Here is a 17,294-nt window from a genome sequence, read left to right on the forward strand (position 1 = left end):
GCCGCAAGGCCCTTCACATACTCTTCGACAATTATGGCGTTCAGAAAAAACAAAAAACTAAACAACGACTTTTCCAGAGTCACTATTAGTTTGGCCTCTCCAGAATCCATTCTGGATAGTTCACATGGTGAAGTAACGCAGCCCGAAACAATCAACTACAGAACCTACAAGCCTGAAATGGGCGGTTTGTTCTGCGAGAGGATTTTCGGTCCTGTAAAAGACTGGGAATGTCATTGTGGAAAATATAAGCGCATAAGATATAAAGGTATCATCTGTGACAGGTGTGGTGTTGAAGTTACTGAAAAGAAAGTAAGAAGAGAGAGAATGGGACACATCGAATTGGTGGTGCCTGTTGCTCACATCTGGTACTTCAAATCCCTTCCTAACAAAATCGGATACCTATTGGGTCTTCCAACCAAAAAACTGGATCAAATTGTCTATTACGAAAGGTATGCGGTCGTTCAAGCTGGTCTAAAAGCTGAAGACGGTGTGCAATATCTTGACTTCTTGACTGAAGACGAGTACCTGGATATCATGGATAAGCTTCCAAAAGAAAACCAGATGCTTGATGATGATGATCCAAATAAATTTATTGCCAAAATGGGTGCAGAAGCAATCGAAATGCTTTTGTCCAGATTGGATTTGGATGACTTGTCATACAGCTTGAGACATCAGGCAGCTACCGATACTTCTCAGCAGAGAAAAGCTGAGGCTTTGAAAAGACTTAAAGTAGTTGAAGCATTCAGAGAAGCCAGAACCCGAATTGAAAACCGTCCTGAGTGGATGGTCGTAAGGATGGTCCCTGTTATTCCACCAGAATTGCGTCCATTGGTTCCTTTGGATGGCGGTAGGTTTGCTACGTCTGATTTGAATGACCTTTATAGAAGGGTAATTATCAGAAACAACCGTCTGAAGAGATTGATAGATATCAAAGCCCCTGAAGTCATTTTGAGAAATGAAAAAAGGATGCTTCAAGAAGCTGTCGATTCTTTGTTTGACAATTCAAGAAAAGTAAATGCCGTAAGATCGGATGGTAACCGTGCTTTGAAATCTCTTTCAGATATGTTGAAAGGTAAGCAAGGCCGTTTCCGTCAAAACTTGCTCGGTAAAAGGGTTGATTATTCAGGCCGTTCGGTTATCGTCGTAGGACCTGAATTGAAACTTCACGAGTGCGGTCTTCCAAAAAATATGGCTGCTGAGCTTTTCAAACCATTTATCATAAGAAAACTGATCGAAAGAGGTATTGTAAAGACAGTAAAATCCGCCAAGAAAATTGTAGACAGAAAAGATCCTGTAGTTTGGGATATTCTTGAAAACGTTTTGAAAGGTCACCCTGTATTGCTAAACCGTGCTCCAACTTTGCACAGATTAGGTATCCAGGCTTTCCAACCAAAATTGATCGAAGGAAAAGCTATCCAGCTTCACCCATTGGTTTGTACTGCATTCAACGCCGATTTTGACGGTGATCAGATGGCGGTCCACGTACCACTTGGACATGAGGCGATATTGGAAGCTTCGACTTTGATGCTTTCCTCACATAACATCCTTAACCCTGCTAACGGAGCGCCTATCACGGTTCCTTCTCAAGACATGGTTCTTGGATTATATTATGTAACCAAAGGAAAGAGATCCACTCCTGAGGAAATTGTTCTTGGAGAAGGAATGACTTTCTATGGTGAAGAAGAAGTGATCATCGCATTGAACGAAGGCACGATTTCCCAACATGCATTTATCAAGTGTAAAGTACATGTAAGGGATGAAAATGGCCAATTGGTTGAAAAAATCATTGAAACTGTAGCAGGTCGTTTGATTTTCAACCAGTTCGTTCCTGAAGTGGTGGGTTTTGTCAATGAGTTGTTGACTAAGAAAAAACTGCAGCAGATCATTTCTGAAGTTGTGAAGATTTGTGGTGTTTCCCGAACAGCCCAATTCCTTGATGATATCAAGCACCTTGGATTCCAGATGGCATATGCCGGTGGATTGTCCATGGGATTGAATGATGTAATTATACCTGTTGAGAAAGATCCATTGATCGCTAAGGCGAAAGATGAGGTTGATCAGGTTTGGAACAACTACCTCATGGGTCTGATCACAGACAATGAGAGATATAACCAAGTAATTGATATTTGGACTAGAACGAACTCCTTCCTGACCAACATCCTGATGAAACAGATGGAAGAGGATAAGCAAGGATTCAACGCCATCTACATGATGATGCACTCAGGAGCCAGAGGTTCAAGAGAGCAGATCCGTCAGTTGGGTGGTATGAGAGGCTTGATGGCCAAGCCACAGAAAAACCTTCAAGGCTCTGTAGGCGAAATCATCGAAAACCCAATTCTTTCCAACTTCAAAGAAGGTCTTGATGTATTGGAGTATTTCATCTCTACACACGGTGCACGTAAAGGTCTAGCCGATACTGCATTGAAAACAGCGGATGCGGGTTACCTGACAAGAAGACTTGTGGACGTTGCTCAAGACATGATTATCTCTGAAGAGGATTGTGGTACTTTGAGAGGACTAGTCGTTCAGGCTTTGAAAGACAATGACGAAATCGTTGAACCGCTTTCTGAAAGAATTCTAGGTCGGGTATCTGTACACGACGTATATGATGCGGTGACTGAAGAACTTGTTGTTCCTGCAGGAATCGAAATCACAGAAGAAATTGCCAGAAAAGTAGACGAATCTACCATAGAAGAAGTCGAAATCAGGTCGGTACTTACTTGTGAAACAAGAAGAGGTGTCTGCGCAAAATGCTATGGACGTAACCTTGCTACAGGTAGAATGGTACAAAACGGTGAATCTGTCGGCGTAATTGCCGCACAGTCCATCGGAGAGCCAGGTACGCAGCTGACATTGAGAACCTTCCACGTAGGTGGTACAGCATCCAACATTTCCGTTGAAGCAAGCATCACTGCCAAGTTTGAAGGTGTTGTTGAATTTGACGAGGAATTGAGATGGATTGATACTACTACCAAAGAAGGTGAACCAGTTTCAATGGTAATGGGTAGATCAGGTGAGATCAAAATCAACGATGCCAAGACCGGAAAAACTTTGGTTTCAAACCACGTGCCTTATGGTGCTACTTTGAATGTGAAGGATGGTCAAAAAATCGCTAAAGGAGATGCACTTTGTAAGTGGGATCCATACAATGCCGTTATCCTTTCGGAATTTGACGGTGAGGTAGAATTCGACTCTATTATTGAAGGAGTTACTTTCAAGGAAGTAGCCGATGACCAGACTGGATACAGAGAAAAAGTTATCATCGATACAAAAGACAAAACCAAAAACCCTGCTGTAGTAGTCAATTATGGCTCGGAAGAAAGTAAATCATATAACATCCCGGTAGGTGCTCACCTTTCAGTTGAAGCAGGTGAAATGGTTAAATCCGGACAAATCTTGGTGAAAATCCCAAGATCTGTTGGAAAAACCAGAGACATTACCGGTGGTCTTCCAAGAGTTACTGAATTGTTTGAAGCGAGAAATCCTTCCAACCCTGCAGTAGTTTCTGAAATCGACGGTGTGGTAACTTACGGTGGAATCAAAAGAGGTAACCGTGAAATCTTCATCGAATCTAAAGATGGTGTGAAGAAAAGATATATGGTGTCTCTTTCCAAGCATATCCTTGTTCAGGAAAACGACTTTATCCGTGCGGGTGAGGCATTGTCAGACGGAGCTATCACACCAAGTGATATCCTTTCTATCAAAGGTCCGACTGCAGTTCAGGAATATTTGGTAAATGAAATCCAGGAGGTTTACAGACTTCAAGGTGTAAAAATCAATGACAAGCACATCGAGGTGATTGTAAGCCAGATGATGCAGAAAGTTGAAATCCTTGACGCAGGTGACACAGGATTCCTTCAAAACCAAGTAGTTGATAAATGGGCATTCAGAGAAGAAAATGACAATATTCTAGACAAGAAAGTTGTCATGGATGCGGGTGATTCTTCTACTTTGAAACCGGGTATGATCATCACTTCAAGAAGATTGAGAGACGAAAACTCTAGCTTAAAGCGTAAGGATTTGAAACTTGTACAGGTGAGAGATGCTGAAACCGCAGTTTCTCAGCCAACTTTGCAAGGTATCACCGCCGCATCTTTGGGAACTGAAAGCTTTATCTCGGCTGCTTCCTTCCAGGAGACAACCAAGGTGTTGAGTGAGGCAGCCATCAGAGGCAAGCGTGATGAATTGTTGGGCTTGAAAGAAAACGTAATTGTAGGACATTTGATCCCTGCAGGTACTGGCCAAAGAGGATTCGCTGAGATCATTGTTGGGTCTCAGGAGGATTATGACAGACTTTCTGCAGAAAAAGAAAGGTCATATAACAAATCACGAGAAACAGTAAAATAAGTAATGATTCATTCATAAATAAAAGGCCTGTATCCCATACAGGCCTTTTTTCATCAAACCAAAATCACCATGGAAGACGGTAAAGGACAAAAACCAACAATCGATCAACAAATCAATGTTGAGCTTTCAGAAGAAGTTGCAGAGGGTATTTATAGCAACCTTGCTATGATAGCCCATTCCAATTCAGAATTTGTGATTGATTTTATCAGGCTGATGCCGGGAGTACCCAAAGCAAAAGTGAAATCAAGGATCATTATGACCCCAGATCATGCCAAAAGACTTTTGGCTGCTTTAAAAGACAACATCAGTAAATATGAACAGGCTTTCGGAAAAATAGAGGGAGGTTCAGAAGGACCCACCTTTCCACTAAATTTCGGAGGGAACTTTGGTGAAGCTTGACAAAAATATAACAGCTTAATTTTGTTTGTTTTACCTATTTGCATACCTTTGCAGTCCAAAATTCACAAGTTAAAGGAAGAAAAATAAATTTTATCAGTTAATGCCTACTATACAACAGTTAGTAAGAAAAGGTAGAACCACCCTTGAGACTACATCCAAATCGAGAGCTTTGGATTCTTGTCCTCAAAGGAGAGGTGTTTGTACCAGGGTGTACACTACCACGCCTAAGAAGCCTAACTCAGCGATGAGGAAAGTGGCCAGGGTAAGATTGACGAATGGTAAAGAGGTAAACGCCTACATTCCGGGTGAAGGTCACAATTTGCAAGAACACTCTATCGTATTGATCAGAGGTGGTCGTGTAAAAGATCTCCCAGGTGTACGTTACCACATTATCAGAGGTGCATTGGATACTGCAGGAGTAAAAGACCGTAAGCAAGGTCGCTCCAAGTACGGTGCTAAGAGACCTAAGCCAGGTCAAGCTGCTAAAGGTGCCCCAGCAAAAGGTGCTCCAGCAAAAAAGAAATAATAAAAACTAGTTAAAGAAATGAGAAAAGCGAAACCAAAGAAGAGATATATTCTTCCTGACCCGAAGTTCGGCGACACCTTGGTAACCAAGTTCGTGAACTGTCTGATGGTAGATGGTAAGAAGAGTATTGCTTACAAAATCTTCTACGACGCAGTCGAGAAGGTAGAATCAAAAGTAGGTGAGAACGGTCTTGAGGTTTGGAAAAAAGCGCTTAACAATATAACTCCAGCCGTAGAGGTGAAGAGTCGTAGAGTTGGTGGTGCTACATTCCAGGTTCCAATGGAAGTTAGACCTGAAAGAAAAACGTCCCTAGGTATTAAGTGGATGATCACTTACGCCAGAAAAAGAGGTGAGAAGACAATGATGGACAGGCTTGCAGGTGAGATCATCTCTGCTTCAAAAGGCGAAGGTGCTGCAGTGAAGAAGAAGGATGATACACACAGAATGGCTGAAGCAAACAAGGCATTCTCACATTTTAGATTTTAATCAGTAATGGCAAGAGATTTAAAATACACTAGGAACATTGGCATTGCCGCGCATATCGATGCCGGTAAAACAACTACTACAGAACGCATACTCTACTATTCAGGTGTCAGTCACAAAATCGGTGAAGTTCACGATGGTGCGGCTACAATGGACTGGATGGCACAAGAGCAGGAAAGAGGTATTACCATTACTTCTGCTGCGACCACTGTGTTTTGGAATTACAGAAAAAATAAGTACCAAGTTAACATTATTGATACCCCGGGTCACGTAGATTTTACTGTAGAAGTAAATCGTTCCTTGAGAGTTTTGGATGGGCTTGTTTTCCTTTTTAGTGCTGTGGATGGTGTAGAGCCTCAATCAGAAACTAACTGGAGACTTGCCGATAACTATAAGGTGGCCCGTATCGGTTTTGTTAACAAAATGGATCGTTCTGGAGCAAATTTCCTTGAAGTGTGTAAGCAGGTAAAGGAAATGTTAGGAAGCTATGCAGTTCCATTGCAATTGCCTATCGGTGCTGAGGATAACTTCAAAGGTGTGGTCGATCTGATCAATAACAGAGGCATCGTATGGAACGAGGATGATAAAGGAATGACTTTTACAGAAGTTCCTATCCCGGATGACATGCTTGAGGAAGTGGCTGAATACAGAGAACACCTACTTGAAGCCGTGGCTGATTACGATGAGTCATTGATGGAGAAATTTTTTGATGATCCGGACTCTATTACAGAAGCAGAGATTCTTTCCGCTTTGAGAAGAGCAACCATTGACATGAAAATTGTTCCAATGGTTTGTGGTTCTTCCTTCAAGAATAAAGGTGTGCAAACCATGCTTGATCTTGTTATGGAATTGCTTCCTTCTCCTTTGGACAAAGATGATATCATTGCTACAGGACTTGATTCTGAGGAAGAAGTTGTCATCAGACCTGACGAAAAAGAACCATTTACAGGATTGGCTTTTAAAATAGCAACTGATCCGTTTGTTGGTCGTCTTTGCTTTGTGAGAGCTTACTCCGGTATTTTGGAATCGGGTTCATATATCTTTAATAGCCGTTCAGGCAATAAAGAGCGTATCTCCCGAGTATTCCAAATGCACGCCAATAAGCAGAACCAGATCGAGAGATTGGTTGCAGGTGATATCGGTGCAGTAGTTGGTTTCAAAGACATCAAAACTGGAGATACTCTTTGCGATGAGAAACGCAAAGTTGTACTCGAGTCCATGGTTTTCCCAGAGCCTGTTATCGGATATGCTATCGAGCCAAAAACTCAGGCTGACGTTGATAAATTGGGTATGGCGATTTCTAAATTGGTAGAAGAAGATCCAACTTTACAGGTTCACACTGATCAGGAAACTGGACAGACTATCCTTAGAGGAATGGGTGAACTCCATTTGGAAATCATCATTGACCGACTAAAGAGGGAATTTAAGGTTGAGATCAATCAAGGTGCTCCTCAGGTTGCTTACAAGGAAGCTCTTTTTAGCTCAGTTGAGCACAAAGAGGTTTACAAGAAGCAGACAGGTGGAAAAGGTAAATTTGCCGACATCTTATTTGAACTTGGACCTAAGGATCCTGATCCTGTTACAAATGAAATTAAGCCAGGACTTGATTTCGTAAATGGTATCGTTGGTGGGGTCATTCCGAGAGAATTTATCCCGGCCATTCAGAAAGGTTTCAATGAAGCTATGAAAAATGGTCCATTGGCAGGATATCCTATAGAGTCCATGAAGGTTAGGTTGTTTCATGGTTCATACCATGACGTTGACTCCGATGCACTTTCATTTGAATTGGCAGCGAGAATTGGATTTAAAGAAGCAGCCAAAAAATGTAAGCCGCAATTGCTGGAGCCAATTATGGGTGTGGAAGTCGTTACACCAGACGAATACACAGGTCCTATTACCGGCGACTTGAACAGAAGAAGGGGAATGATGAAAGGAATGGATACCAAAGGTACTTCAACCGTTATCAAAGCCAACGTTCCTTTGTCTGAGCTGTTTGGTTATGTAACTGACTTGAGGACAAATTCTTCGGGTAGAGCTTCTGCATCTTTGACATTCTCTCACTATGAGCCGGTGCCAAATAACATTGCAGAGGGTGTGATTGCAAAAGTAAAAGGTGAGAAAGCCTAAATTTTGACAGAAAATGAATCAGAAAATCAGAATAAAATTGAAATCATACGATCACAGCCTGGTGGATAAGTCATCTGAGAAGATCGTCAAGGCGGTAAAAGCAACCGGTGCCATTGTGGTTGGGCCTATTCCTTTGCCTACAAAGAAAGAGAAGTTTACTGTGTTGAAATCACCACACGTAAATAAAAAAGCGAGAGATCAATACCAGCTTTGTACTTACAAAAGATTGGTAGATATCTACAGCAACAGCTCTAAAACTGTTGATGCATTGATGAAGATCGAACTTCCAAGTGGAGTTGATGTTGAAATCAAAGTCTGACAGACAAAACACATATTAAAGAGAAACCTGTACCGAACTGGTGCGGGTTTTTCTTTTGCCTTCGTCATTTAGAGTGTTTGCTTGGAATAATTAGCTGGGTTTATATAGTCAGCCAAATTTATTTTCGTAAATAATTGAAAATATTAAAGTTGGGATTTGTAAGCTGGGGGAAAAACCCTAACTTTGCAGTCCTTAAAAAAGTGCCTAGGCGATTAAACGCTTGGGTTTCAAGATTATTATACAACAGAAGATGTCTGGAATAATAGGTAAAAAAGTAGGAATGACTAGCATTTTCAGTGCCGATGGACGAAACGTCGCATGCACGCTAATAGAAGCTGGTCCTTGCGTAGTGACGCAAGTAAAAAATGTAGAGACAGACGGGTACAACGCTGTTCAATTGGCATACGGTGAGCGTAAAGAAAAAAACACGCCAAAACCGTTGATGGGCCACTTCAAAAAAGCTGGCACAACACCAAAACAGAAAGTTGTTGAATTCAGAGACTTCAGAATCGAATTTGAAGGTCAGGTTGATCTTGGTAAGACAGTGAAAGCTGACGAAGTATTCATCGAAGGTGACTTTGTGGATGCTATCGGAACTTCCAAAGGTAAAGGTTTCCAAGGGGTAGTGAAACGTCATGGTTTTGCAGGTGTCGGTGGTGCAACCCACGGTCAGCATAACAGGGCAAGACACCCGGGATCTATAGGTGCTTGTTCTTGGCCATCCAGGGTATTCAAAGGAATGAGAATGGCCGGTAGAACTGGCGGAGATAGAGTTAAGGTGATCAATTTGAGAGTCTTGAGAATCTATCCAGACAAAAACCTATTACTTGTAAGCGGTTCTGTCCCAGGTCCAAAAAATTCTTTCGTTATTCTAGAGAAGTAAGAAAATGGAATTAGCAGTATTAAAATATAACGGTGAAGACACAGGTAGGAAAGTTACTCTTTCTGATGACATTTTCGCGATCGAACCAAACGATCATGCGATCTACCTAGATGTAAAGCAATATTTGGCCAACCAAAGACAAGGTACCCACAAAGCCAAACAAAGGAATGAGATTGCTGGATCTACCAAAAAGATCAAAAAGCAAAAAGGTACCGGTGGAGCCAGAGCAGGTTCTATCAAATCCCCGCTATTTAGAGGCGGAGGTAGAGTTTTCGGTCCAGTTCCAAGAGATTATTCATTTAAATTGAATAAAAAATTGAAGCAATTGGCTAGAAAATCGGCATTGTCTTACAAAGCCAAAGAAAATAGCGTAATGGTTTTGGAAAATTTCTCTTTTGAGGCTCCAAAAACCAAAAGTTATATAGCCTTGTTGAATGGACTTTCTCTATCTGATAAGAAGACATTATTGGTTCTTCCTGAAGTAAACAAGAATGTTTATTTGTCAAGTAGAAATCTACCAAAAGCTAAAGTGACAACTGTAGACAGCGTAAATACTTATGAATTGTTGGATGCTGACAATTTGGTATTGTGTGAAGGTTCAGTGAGTAAGTTAGAAACCCTTTTATTGAAGTAAGAAGATGGCAACACTTAAAAAACCTTTGATTACCGAGAAGATTTCAGCAATGAATGAACAAGGTGTTTATGGATTTGCAGTTGAGAAAACTGCCACAAAGCCTGAGATCAAAAGAGCTGTGGAAAAGATGTATGGTGTGAAAGTTTTGGATGTCCGTACCATGAGGTATGCAGGAAAGCCAAAGACAAGATATACCAAAACCAAAATTGTTTCCGGCTTCAGTGCTCCTTATAAGAAAGCAATCGTAAAAGTGGCAGAAGGGGAAATAATTGATTTTTACGGAGAAATTTAATTGAATCAGAATCATGGCAGTAAGAAAATTAAAACCTGTAACCCCAGGAACCAGATTCAGAGTAGCACCGGCTTTTGATGAGATTACTACATCAAAACCTGAGAAATCTCTTTTGGCTCCGAAAACAAAGTCAGGTGGTAGAAATAACACTGGTAAAATGACCAATAGATATATTGGTGGTGGTCATAAGCAAAGACTTAGAATTATTGATTTTAAAAGAAACAAATTCGGCGTAATTGCTGAGGTGGTTTCTATAGAATATGATCCAAATAGAACAGCTCGTATTGCTTTGTTGCAATATGCTGATGGGGAAAAAACTTACATCATAGCACCAAACGGAATTAAAGTCGGACAGACTATAATTTCTGGCGAAAGTGTAGCTCCTGAGATCGGAAATGCGATGCATCTTGTAAATGTACCTTTGGGTACCATTGTTCACAACATTGAGCTTAAGCCGGGTAAAGGTGGCGCAATGGCACGTAGTGCAGGTGGATATGGTCAGGTAGTAGCAAGGGATGGGAAGTATGTGACTATCAAATTGCCTTCAGGTGAAATGAGACTTGTTCTCGGAACTTGTATGGCGACTGTCGGCACAGTTTCCAATGCAGACCATATGAACGTTGTACTTGGTAAAGCTGGTAGAAACCGTTGGTTGGGAAGAAGACCTAGAACAAGGGGTGTCGCAATGAACCCTGTCGATCACCCTATGGGTGGTGGTGAAGGTAGGTCTTCTGGAGGTCATCCAAGATCTAGGAAAGGTTTACTTGCCAAAGGCAAGAAAACCAGAAGCCCTAAAAAGTATTCTAACAAATTCATTATCAGCAAAAGAACCAAATAGATATGGCACGTTCATTAAAAAAAGGTCCTTATATAGAGCACCACTTATTGAAAAAAGTGGATGTAATGAACGAGACCGGAAAAAAATCTGTCATCAAGACTTGGTCAAGAAGATCAATGATTTCTCCGGATTTCGTAGGCCATACATTCGCTGTGCATAATGGCAATAAGTTTATCCCTGTTTTTGTTACAGACAATATGGTAGGACATAAACTTGGAGAATTTGCACCCACTAGAAACTTCAGAGGTCATATTGCCAAAAAAGACAAAGGAAAGAGATAATCATGGAAGCAATAGCAAGATTAAATAACGTTCCTACTTCTCCTCGCAAAATGCGATTGGTAGCTGACCTTGTAAGAGGTAAAAGAGTAGGTCAGGCATTAAGCATTTTGAAGTTTACTCCAAACAGTGGAGCTGCAAAAATCGAAAAACTTCTGCTTTCTGCTGTAGCCAACTGGCAAGCTAAAAACCCTGATGAGAAGATTGAAGAAGCTGATTTGTTTCTGAAAACAATCTTCGTGGACGAAGGACGCATGCTCAAAAGACTTAGACCTGCACCGCAGGGAAGAGCCCACAGAATTCGTAAAAGATCGAATCATGTAACTTTGATTGTAGATTCCTACAGTGCAAATGTTACCGCTGATCAAGTAGAAACAACAGAAAAATCTAATTAAAATCAGACTATGGGACAAAAGATAAACCCAATTGGTTTTAGACTTGGTGTAATCAAAGGTTGGGATTCCAACTGGTATGGCGGAAAAGATTTCGCTGAGAAGCTGTATGAAGATCAGCAAATCAGGAAATATGTTAACGCCAGGATTCCAAAAGGAGGAATCTCAAAAGTTGTCATCGAGAGAACTTTGAAGAGAATCACTCTTACCATCCATACTGCCCGTCCAGGAGTAGTTATCGGAAAAGGTGGAGCCGAAGTTGATAAGCTTAAAGAGGAATTGAAAAAATTGACCAACAAAGATGTTCAAATTAACATTTTTGAAATTAAGCGTCCTGAATTGGATGCAAAATTGGTTGGTGAATCTATCGCACAACAACTTCAAGCACGTATCTCATTCAGAAGAGCTATGAAGCAGTCTATCACTGCTACTATGAGAGTAGGTGCCGAAGGGATCAAAGTGAAACTTTCAGGAAGACTTGGAGGAGCCGAAATGGCAAGATCTGAAATGTACAAAGAAGGAAGAATTCCTTTGCACACATTAAGGGCAGACATCGATTATGCTGTTTCTGAAGCCAACACTGTTTATGGAATCATCGGCATCAAGGTTTGGATATTCAAAGGTGAAGTTTACGGTAAAAGAGATTTGTCTCCAAACGTAGGCGCAGCTAGCGAGCCAAAAACCAATGCTTCTGCAGCAGCGAGAGGAAAGAGAAGAGAAGGTGGTCCAAAGAGAAGAAAGAGAAATAACTAATTTTCACCCATAAGTGAGAAATCATGTTACAGCCGAAAAGAACGAAATTTAGAAAAATGCATAAGGGTAGGGTCAAAGGACTTGCTCAAAGAGGTCATGAACTTTCTTTTGGCAACTTTGGCATCAAATCCCTTGAGCCAGGATGGATTACCTCCCGTCAGATCGAGGCAGCACGTATTGCCATGACGAGAGCGATGAAAAGAGAAGGTCAGGTTTGGATCAGGATTTTCCCTGACAAGCCGATCACTAAGAAGCCTGCAGAGGTTCGTATGGGTAAAGGTAAAGGTGCCCCTGAATATTGGGTTGCAGTTATCAAGCCGGGAACAATCCTCTTTGAAGCAACAGGAGTTACTCTTGAAGTAGCAAATGAAGCTTTGAGATTGGCACAACAGAAACTTCCAGTAAGTACAAGATTCGTAGTACGTAGAGATTACGTAGGATAATAGAACTATGAAAAACGCCGAAATAAGATCACTTTCCGAAAGTGAAATCTTGGAACGCATAGCCTCTGAGCAGAGCAATTTGTCAAAATTGAACTTCGCACACGCTATCTCTCCAATTGAGAATCCCAATAAAATTAAGGAATCAAGGAAGTTGATCGCAAGACTGAAAACAACCTTGAGCGCAAAACAACTAGCTAAATAATAATAATATGGCTACTACTGAGAGAAATCTTCGTAAAGAAAGAACAGGTAAGGTAGTTAGCAACAAGATGGATAAATCCATTACTGTAGCTGTAGAAAGAAAAGTTAAACATTCAATCTATGGTAAATTTGTTGCTAAGACTACAAAATTTATGGTTCATGACGAGAAAAATGATGCTAATGAAGGTGACATTGTCAGAATTAGCGAAACTCGTCCGCTGAGTAAGAACAAACGTTGGAGATTGGTTGAAATAATTGAAAGGGCTAAATAATCATGATACAACAAGAATCCAGACTAGGTGTAGCGGATAATTCAGGCGCTAAAGAAGTGCTTGTAATCCGTGTGTTGGGAGGTACCAAGAAGAAGTATGCTTCCATAGGTGATAAAGTTGTGGTAACTGTTAAATCTGCTCTTTCCTCAAGCAACATGAAAAAAGGTACCGTTTCAAAAGCGGTTATCGTGAGAACGAAGAAAGAAATCAGAAGAAAAGATGGCTCTTATATCCGATTCGAGGATAATGCAGCTGTTCTTTTGAATAACAATGATGAGCCTAGGGGTACCCGTATATTCGGGCCTGTAGCCAGAGAGTTGAGAGAGAAGCAATTTATGAAGATTGTGTCTTTAGCCCCAGAAGTATTGTAATCATGGAAAGAAAATTCAACAAGCAACCAAAGTTGCATATCAAAACCGGTGACACCGTCAAGGTGCTAGCGGGCGATGATAAAGGCAAGTCAGGTAAGATACTTTCTATTGACCCTACCAAAAGAAGGGCGATAGTTGAAGGTATCAATATGGTGACCAAGCACGTTAAGCCAACTGCATCCAATCCTCAGGGAGGAATTGAGAAAAGAGAGGCTTCCTTACATATCAGCAACCTGATGTTGGTGGATCCTAAAACAGGGGAAACTACCAGAACAGGAAGAAAAGAAGATGAGAAAGGTAAACTAGTTAGGTATTCTAAGAAAACTGGGGAGGTGATCAATGGCTAATCCAAGAGTAAAAGACAGATATATTGCTGAGATTATTCCTGCTATGAAGGATAAATTTCAGTACAGTTCCGTAATGGAAGTTCCAAAGTTGACCAAAATTGTAATCAACAAAGGAATCGGTGCTGCAGTGGCTGACAAAAAGTTGGTTGACCAAGGTGTAGAGGAATTATCTCTTATTGCAGGTCAAAAAGCTGTTGCTACCAAAGCAAAGACTTCCGTCTCCAACTTTAAGTTGAGAGAAGGCATGCCTATCGGAGCAAAAGTTACTTTGAGAGGTAATAAAATGTATGAATTCCTTGACCGTTTGATGACTATCGCCCTTCCAAGGGTAAGAGATTTTAAAGGTGTCAATGACAAAGGATTTGACGGAAGAGGTAATTACACATTAGGTGTAACCGAACAGATCATTTTCCCTGAAATCAGCATCGAAAAAGTGAATAAAATTTCAGGAATGGATATCACTTTTGTAACGTCTGCCAAGACAGATGAAGAAAGCTATGCTTTGTTGAAAGCTTTCGGTATGCCTTTTATTAACAAAAATAATTAAGAAATATTATGGCAAGAGAGTCACTAAAAGCTCGCGAGCGTAAAAGAGAGAGCCTTGTAGCAAAGTTTGCTAAAAAACGTGCTCTTTTAAAGGCAGCTGGAGATTTTGCAGGATTGGATAAACTACCTAAAAATTCATCACCTGTTAGGTTACACAACAGATGTAAATTGACAGGTCGTCCCAAAGGATACATGAGGAAGTTTGGAATCAACAGGGTAACCTTTAGAGAAATGGCTTCAGCTGGAAAAATCCCAGGAATTACTAAGTCTAGCTGGTAAAAATTAAACAAGAGTTTTTATTCTAAAAATCATTGTGTAACTTTGCACTCCCTTAGCGGGAAAGTGCAGTTAGACTAATATAATTATGACTGATCCAATAGCTGATTATCTGACAAGATTGAGAAATGCCATCAAGGCAACTCATAGAATCGTTGAGATGCCTGCTTCTAACATTAAGAAGGAGATCACGAAGGTGCTTCATGATAAAGGTTATATCCAAAACTATAAATTTGAAGAGAATGGCCCTCAAGGAGTCATCAAAATAGCTTTGAAATATAACCCATCTACGAAACAAAATGCCATCGTAAGCCTGAGTAGAGTTAGTAAGCCGGGTCTTAGAAAATATGTAAAACATGAAGATCTTCCAAGAGTCATAAATGGCCTTGGAATCGCGATCCTCTCTACTTCAAAAGGCATTATGACCGATAAAGAAGCCCGCACCGAAGGTGTAGGAGGAGAAGTACTTTGCTACGTTTATTAATATACCGTCATGTCTAGAATAGGTAAAAAACCAATAAATATACCAGCGGGTGTTACTGTAGACGTAACTGCATTTAATGCAGTTACTGTTAAAGGTCCCAAAGGTACTCTGAGTAGGGATGTGAATCCCGACATTGCTGTGAAGGTTGAGGGTAAAGAAGTTATCCTCGAAAGACCCACAGATTCTAAAAGACATAAGTCACTCCACGGACTGTACAGGTCTCTGATCAACAATATGGTAATTGGTGTATCTGAAGGATACAAAAAAGACCTTGAACTTGTAGGGGTGGGTTATAAGGCGTCTAACCAGGGTCAAGTTCTTGAACTTTCTCTTGGTTATTCACACAACATCTTCTTTGCTTTGCCTGAGTCTGTTTCTTTGAAAACTGAGACTCCAAAAGGTAAAAATCCTTTGATTACACTAGAGGGTATTGATAAAGAATTGGTTGGTCAAATTGCCGCCAAAATCAAATCATTGCGTAAAGTAGAGCCTTATAAAGGTAAAGGTGTACGCTTTGTCGGAGAAATTGTTAGACGTAAGGCTGGTAAAACTGCCGGTAAAAAATAATTAATATGGCCTTTAATAAGAATTTGAGAAGACTCAGAATCAAAAAAAGTATCAGAAGAAAGATTTCTGGTACTGATTCAAGACCTCGTTTGTCGGTTTTCAAAAGTAATACCGGAATTTATGCGCAGTTGGTAGATGATCTTAAAGGTCATACCCTTGCTCATGCATCCTCTAAAGAATTGGGATCTGTTAACAATGCAAATGTTACTGTTTCCAAAGAGGTTGGTAAAAAGTTAGCAGAAAGAGCTGTAGCAAACGGTGTCACTGAAGTTGTTTTTGACAGAGGTGGTTACTTATATCATGGTAATGTTAAAGCTCTTGCCGATGGTGCAAGGGAAGGTGGCCTTAAATTTTAATAGATATTATGTCTCAGGTAAAAAGAAAACCAATTAGGGCAACGGATACTGAATTAAAAGAAAAAGTTGTTGCTATCAACCGAGTTGCCAAAGTGGTAAAAGGTGGTAGAAGATTTTCATTTTCAGCTATAGTTGTGGTGGGTGATGGAGCAGGTGTTGTAGGTTATGGACTTGGTAAAGCCAATGAAGTGACTGATGCCATCACAAAAGGAATTGAAGATGCAAAGAAAAATCTTGTGAGGGTGCCTGTTTTAAAAGGTACAATTCCTCATGAGCAATTAGGAAAATTTGGTGGTGGATTTGTTCTTATCAAGCCTGCAGCTGCCGGTACCGGTGTTATAGCCGGTGGTGCAATGCGTGCTGTTTTGGAAAGTGCCGGCGTTACAGACGTATTGGCAAAGTCTAAAGGTTCATCAAACCCTCACAATGTGGTAAAAGCAACTATTGATGCCTTGGTGCAATTGAGAGATGCTATCGCTGTTTCCCAGCAAAGAGGTGTTAAAATGTCAAAAGTTTTTAACGGTTAAGAAGATGGGAAAAATCAGAATTACTCAGATAAAAAGTACCATAAAAAGACCTAAAGATCAGAAAGCTACAATCGTAGCCTTAGGACTTGGTAAAATCAACAAGACTGTAGAGATTGAATCAAATCCTGCAATTGCTGGTATGGTCAGAAAAGTTAGTCACCTTGTAAAAGTGGAGGAAGCTTAATCATGAAATTACATACATTAAAACCTGCGGAAGGTTCGGTCAAATCTAGTAAGAGGATCGGGCGTGGAACAGGATCAGGAAGAGGCGGAACTTCAACCAGAGGTCACAAAGGAGCTAAATCCAGGTCTGGATATAAATCAAAATTAGGATTTGAAGGTGGTCAAATGCCACTTCAGAGAAGAGTTCCTAAGTTTGGATTCAAAAGCCTTAACACAATTACACACAAGCCATTAAATTTGGATGTAATCCAAGCCTTGGCAACAGAATTTAAATTAGATACCATTACCTTTGATACTTTGGTAGAACATGGCTTGGTTTCTAAAAAAGATGTTGTAAAAGTGTTAGGTAGAGGCGAACTTACAGCCAAATTAAATGTAAGTGCTCACCTATTCTCTGCTTCAGCTGTTGAAGCCATTGAAAAAGTCGGCGGAACAGTAAACAAGATTTAA

26 protein-coding genes are annotated in these 17,294 nt (G+C 40.6%); all 26 read left to right on the forward strand.

The window, feature by feature from the left end:
- The first annotated feature begins 33 nt into the window (after positions 1-33).
- Positions 34-4,347: a DNA-directed RNA polymerase subunit beta' gene (rpoC, locus tag DQW11_RS10910; RefSeq protein ID WP_113924097.1), complete on the forward strand. Its 4,314-nt coding sequence runs from the start codon at positions 34-36 to the stop codon at positions 4,345-4,347.
- Positions 4,348-4,416: 69 nt separating this feature from the next.
- Complete coding sequence (locus tag DQW11_RS10915; protein WP_113924098.1) at positions 4,417-4,746, forward strand: DUF3467 domain-containing protein; 330 nt, start codon at positions 4,417-4,419, stop codon at positions 4,744-4,746.
- Positions 4,747-4,846: 100 nt separating this feature from the next.
- Complete coding sequence (gene rpsL / locus DQW11_RS10920) at positions 4,847-5,272, forward strand: 30S ribosomal protein S12 (protein ID WP_113924099.1); 426 nt, start codon at positions 4,847-4,849, stop codon at positions 5,270-5,272.
- An 18-nt stretch (positions 5,273-5,290) separates the two neighbouring features.
- The gene (gene rpsG / locus DQW11_RS10925; protein ID WP_113924100.1) at positions 5,291-5,758 is read left to right on the forward strand and encodes a 30S ribosomal protein S7; all 468 of its coding nucleotides are present in this window, start codon (positions 5,291-5,293) and stop codon (positions 5,756-5,758) included.
- Positions 5,759-5,764: 6 nt separating this feature from the next.
- Entirely contained in the window at positions 5,765-7,882 is a 2,118-nt protein-coding gene (gene fusA / locus DQW11_RS10930; protein WP_113924101.1) for an elongation factor G, read from the forward strand.
- Positions 7,883-7,895: 13 nt separating this feature from the next.
- Positions 7,896-8,201 carry a 30S ribosomal protein S10 gene (gene rpsJ, locus DQW11_RS10935; protein ID WP_009183381.1) on the forward strand — a complete coding sequence of 102 codons (306 nt, stop codon included), beginning with the start codon at positions 7,896-7,898 and terminating at the stop codon, positions 8,199-8,201.
- A gap of 250 nt (positions 8,202-8,451) precedes the next feature.
- Positions 8,452-9,084: a 50S ribosomal protein L3 gene (gene rplC, locus DQW11_RS10940; protein WP_113924226.1), complete on the forward strand. Its 633-nt coding sequence runs from the start codon at positions 8,452-8,454 to the stop codon at positions 9,082-9,084.
- Between the two features lie 4 nt (positions 9,085-9,088).
- Positions 9,089-9,718, forward strand: a complete 630-nt coding sequence (rplD, locus tag DQW11_RS10945) for a 50S ribosomal protein L4 (RefSeq protein ID WP_113924102.1) — start codon at positions 9,089-9,091, stop codon at positions 9,716-9,718.
- A 4-nt stretch (positions 9,719-9,722) separates the two neighbouring features.
- The gene (rplW, locus tag DQW11_RS10950) at positions 9,723-10,010 is read left to right on the forward strand and encodes a 50S ribosomal protein L23 (protein ID WP_113924103.1); all 288 of its coding nucleotides are present in this window, start codon (positions 9,723-9,725) and stop codon (positions 10,008-10,010) included.
- A 13-nt stretch (positions 10,011-10,023) separates the two neighbouring features.
- Positions 10,024-10,848: a 50S ribosomal protein L2 gene (gene rplB / locus DQW11_RS10955; protein WP_113924104.1), complete on the forward strand. Its 825-nt coding sequence runs from the start codon at positions 10,024-10,026 to the stop codon at positions 10,846-10,848.
- 2 nt (positions 10,849-10,850) lie between these two features.
- Positions 10,851-11,129 (forward strand): 30S ribosomal protein S19, encoded by a 279-nt coding sequence (rpsS, locus tag DQW11_RS10960; RefSeq protein ID WP_113924105.1) that lies wholly within the window; start codon positions 10,851-10,853, stop codon positions 11,127-11,129.
- Positions 11,130-11,131: 2 nt separating this feature from the next.
- Positions 11,132-11,521, forward strand: coding sequence for a 50S ribosomal protein L22 (rplV, locus tag DQW11_RS10965; protein ID WP_113924106.1), 390 nt, complete (start codon positions 11,132-11,134; stop codon positions 11,519-11,521).
- A gap of 9 nt (positions 11,522-11,530) precedes the next feature.
- Entirely contained in the window at positions 11,531-12,271 is a 741-nt protein-coding gene (gene rpsC, locus DQW11_RS10970) for a 30S ribosomal protein S3 (RefSeq protein ID WP_113924107.1), read from the forward strand.
- Positions 12,272-12,294: 23 nt separating this feature from the next.
- The gene (gene rplP, locus DQW11_RS10975; protein ID WP_113924108.1) at positions 12,295-12,714 is read left to right on the forward strand and encodes a 50S ribosomal protein L16; all 420 of its coding nucleotides are present in this window, start codon (positions 12,295-12,297) and stop codon (positions 12,712-12,714) included.
- A 7-nt stretch (positions 12,715-12,721) separates the two neighbouring features.
- Complete coding sequence (rpmC, locus tag DQW11_RS10980; RefSeq protein WP_113924109.1) at positions 12,722-12,916, forward strand: 50S ribosomal protein L29; 195 nt, start codon at positions 12,722-12,724, stop codon at positions 12,914-12,916.
- 7 nt (positions 12,917-12,923) lie between these two features.
- Positions 12,924-13,187: a 30S ribosomal protein S17 gene (gene rpsQ / locus DQW11_RS10985; protein WP_113924110.1), complete on the forward strand. Its 264-nt coding sequence runs from the start codon at positions 12,924-12,926 to the stop codon at positions 13,185-13,187.
- A 2-nt stretch (positions 13,188-13,189) separates the two neighbouring features.
- A complete protein-coding gene (gene rplN, locus DQW11_RS10990) occupies positions 13,190-13,558 on the forward strand; it encodes a 50S ribosomal protein L14 (RefSeq protein WP_113924111.1) in 369 nt (122 codons plus the stop codon).
- A 2-nt stretch (positions 13,559-13,560) separates the two neighbouring features.
- The gene (gene rplX / locus DQW11_RS10995; protein ID WP_113924112.1) at positions 13,561-13,905 is read left to right on the forward strand and encodes a 50S ribosomal protein L24; all 345 of its coding nucleotides are present in this window, start codon (positions 13,561-13,563) and stop codon (positions 13,903-13,905) included.
- Positions 13,898-14,452, forward strand: coding sequence for a 50S ribosomal protein L5 (rplE, locus tag DQW11_RS11000; RefSeq protein WP_113924113.1), 555 nt, complete (start codon positions 13,898-13,900; stop codon positions 14,450-14,452). Before rplX ends, rplE begins: the two co-directional genes overlap by 8 nt.
- Positions 14,453-14,460: 8 nt before the next feature.
- Positions 14,461-14,730 carry a 30S ribosomal protein S14 gene (gene rpsN / locus DQW11_RS11005; RefSeq protein WP_113924114.1) on the forward strand — a complete coding sequence of 90 codons (270 nt, stop codon included), beginning with the start codon at positions 14,461-14,463 and terminating at the stop codon, positions 14,728-14,730.
- Between the two features lie 85 nt (positions 14,731-14,815).
- Positions 14,816-15,211 (forward strand): 30S ribosomal protein S8, encoded by a 396-nt coding sequence (rpsH, locus tag DQW11_RS11010; protein ID WP_113924115.1) that lies wholly within the window; start codon positions 14,816-14,818, stop codon positions 15,209-15,211.
- A gap of 9 nt (positions 15,212-15,220) precedes the next feature.
- The gene (gene rplF, locus DQW11_RS11015; RefSeq protein ID WP_113924116.1) at positions 15,221-15,778 is read left to right on the forward strand and encodes a 50S ribosomal protein L6; all 558 of its coding nucleotides are present in this window, start codon (positions 15,221-15,223) and stop codon (positions 15,776-15,778) included.
- A gap of 5 nt (positions 15,779-15,783) precedes the next feature.
- Positions 15,784-16,134 (forward strand): 50S ribosomal protein L18, encoded by a 351-nt coding sequence (rplR, locus tag DQW11_RS11020; protein WP_113924117.1) that lies wholly within the window; start codon positions 15,784-15,786, stop codon positions 16,132-16,134.
- Positions 16,135-16,142: 8 nt separating this feature from the next.
- Entirely contained in the window at positions 16,143-16,661 is a 519-nt protein-coding gene (gene rpsE, locus DQW11_RS11025) for a 30S ribosomal protein S5 (RefSeq protein ID WP_113924118.1), read from the forward strand.
- 4 nt (positions 16,662-16,665) lie between these two features.
- Positions 16,666-16,845: a 50S ribosomal protein L30 gene (rpmD, locus tag DQW11_RS11030; protein WP_232826722.1), complete on the forward strand. Its 180-nt coding sequence runs from the start codon at positions 16,666-16,668 to the stop codon at positions 16,843-16,845.
- A 2-nt stretch (positions 16,846-16,847) separates the two neighbouring features.
- A complete protein-coding gene (gene rplO / locus DQW11_RS11035; RefSeq protein ID WP_113924120.1) occupies positions 16,848-17,294 on the forward strand; it encodes a 50S ribosomal protein L15 in 447 nt (148 codons plus the stop codon).

This window comes from Cognataquiflexum aquatile, from assembly GCF_003316845.1.
In the GTDB taxonomy this organism is placed as follows: Bacteria; Bacteroidota; Bacteroidia; order Cytophagales; family Cyclobacteriaceae; genus Cognataquiflexum; species Cognataquiflexum aquatile.

Coding starts and splice junctions, on each gene's coding strand:
- rpoC (WP_113924097.1), top strand. CDS start 34: ATGGCGTTCAGAAAAAACAAAAAACTAAACAACGACTTTTCCAGAGTC.
- DQW11_RS10915 (WP_113924098.1), top strand. CDS start 4,417: ATGGAAGACGGTAAAGGACAAAAACCAACAATCGATCAACAAATCAAT.
- rpsL (WP_113924099.1), top strand. CDS start 4,847: ATGCCTACTATACAACAGTTAGTAAGAAAAGGTAGAACCACCCTTGAG.
- rpsG (WP_113924100.1), top strand. CDS start 5,291: ATGAGAAAAGCGAAACCAAAGAAGAGATATATTCTTCCTGACCCGAAG.
- fusA (WP_113924101.1), top strand. CDS start 5,765: ATGGCAAGAGATTTAAAATACACTAGGAACATTGGCATTGCCGCGCAT.
- rpsJ (WP_009183381.1), top strand. CDS start 7,896: ATGAATCAGAAAATCAGAATAAAATTGAAATCATACGATCACAGCCTG.
- rplC (WP_113924226.1), top strand. CDS start 8,452: ATGTCTGGAATAATAGGTAAAAAAGTAGGAATGACTAGCATTTTCAGT.
- rplD (WP_113924102.1), top strand. CDS start 9,089: ATGGAATTAGCAGTATTAAAATATAACGGTGAAGACACAGGTAGGAAA.
- rplW (WP_113924103.1), top strand. CDS start 9,723: ATGGCAACACTTAAAAAACCTTTGATTACCGAGAAGATTTCAGCAATG.
- rplB (WP_113924104.1), top strand. CDS start 10,024: ATGGCAGTAAGAAAATTAAAACCTGTAACCCCAGGAACCAGATTCAGA.
- rpsS (WP_113924105.1), top strand. CDS start 10,851: ATGGCACGTTCATTAAAAAAAGGTCCTTATATAGAGCACCACTTATTG.
- rplV (WP_113924106.1), top strand. CDS start 11,132: ATGGAAGCAATAGCAAGATTAAATAACGTTCCTACTTCTCCTCGCAAA.
- rpsC (WP_113924107.1), top strand. CDS start 11,531: ATGGGACAAAAGATAAACCCAATTGGTTTTAGACTTGGTGTAATCAAA.
- rplP (WP_113924108.1), top strand. CDS start 12,295: ATGTTACAGCCGAAAAGAACGAAATTTAGAAAAATGCATAAGGGTAGG.
- rpmC (WP_113924109.1), top strand. CDS start 12,722: ATGAAAAACGCCGAAATAAGATCACTTTCCGAAAGTGAAATCTTGGAA.
- rpsQ (WP_113924110.1), top strand. CDS start 12,924: ATGGCTACTACTGAGAGAAATCTTCGTAAAGAAAGAACAGGTAAGGTA.
- rplN (WP_113924111.1), top strand. CDS start 13,190: ATGATACAACAAGAATCCAGACTAGGTGTAGCGGATAATTCAGGCGCT.
- rplX (WP_113924112.1), top strand. CDS start 13,561: ATGGAAAGAAAATTCAACAAGCAACCAAAGTTGCATATCAAAACCGGT.
- rplE (WP_113924113.1), top strand. CDS start 13,898: ATGGCTAATCCAAGAGTAAAAGACAGATATATTGCTGAGATTATTCCT.
- rpsN (WP_113924114.1), top strand. CDS start 14,461: ATGGCAAGAGAGTCACTAAAAGCTCGCGAGCGTAAAAGAGAGAGCCTT.
- rpsH (WP_113924115.1), top strand. CDS start 14,816: ATGACTGATCCAATAGCTGATTATCTGACAAGATTGAGAAATGCCATC.
- rplF (WP_113924116.1), top strand. CDS start 15,221: ATGTCTAGAATAGGTAAAAAACCAATAAATATACCAGCGGGTGTTACT.
- rplR (WP_113924117.1), top strand. CDS start 15,784: ATGGCCTTTAATAAGAATTTGAGAAGACTCAGAATCAAAAAAAGTATC.
- rpsE (WP_113924118.1), top strand. CDS start 16,143: ATGTCTCAGGTAAAAAGAAAACCAATTAGGGCAACGGATACTGAATTA.
- rpmD (WP_232826722.1), top strand. CDS start 16,666: ATGGGAAAAATCAGAATTACTCAGATAAAAAGTACCATAAAAAGACCT.
- rplO (WP_113924120.1), top strand. CDS start 16,848: ATGAAATTACATACATTAAAACCTGCGGAAGGTTCGGTCAAATCTAGT.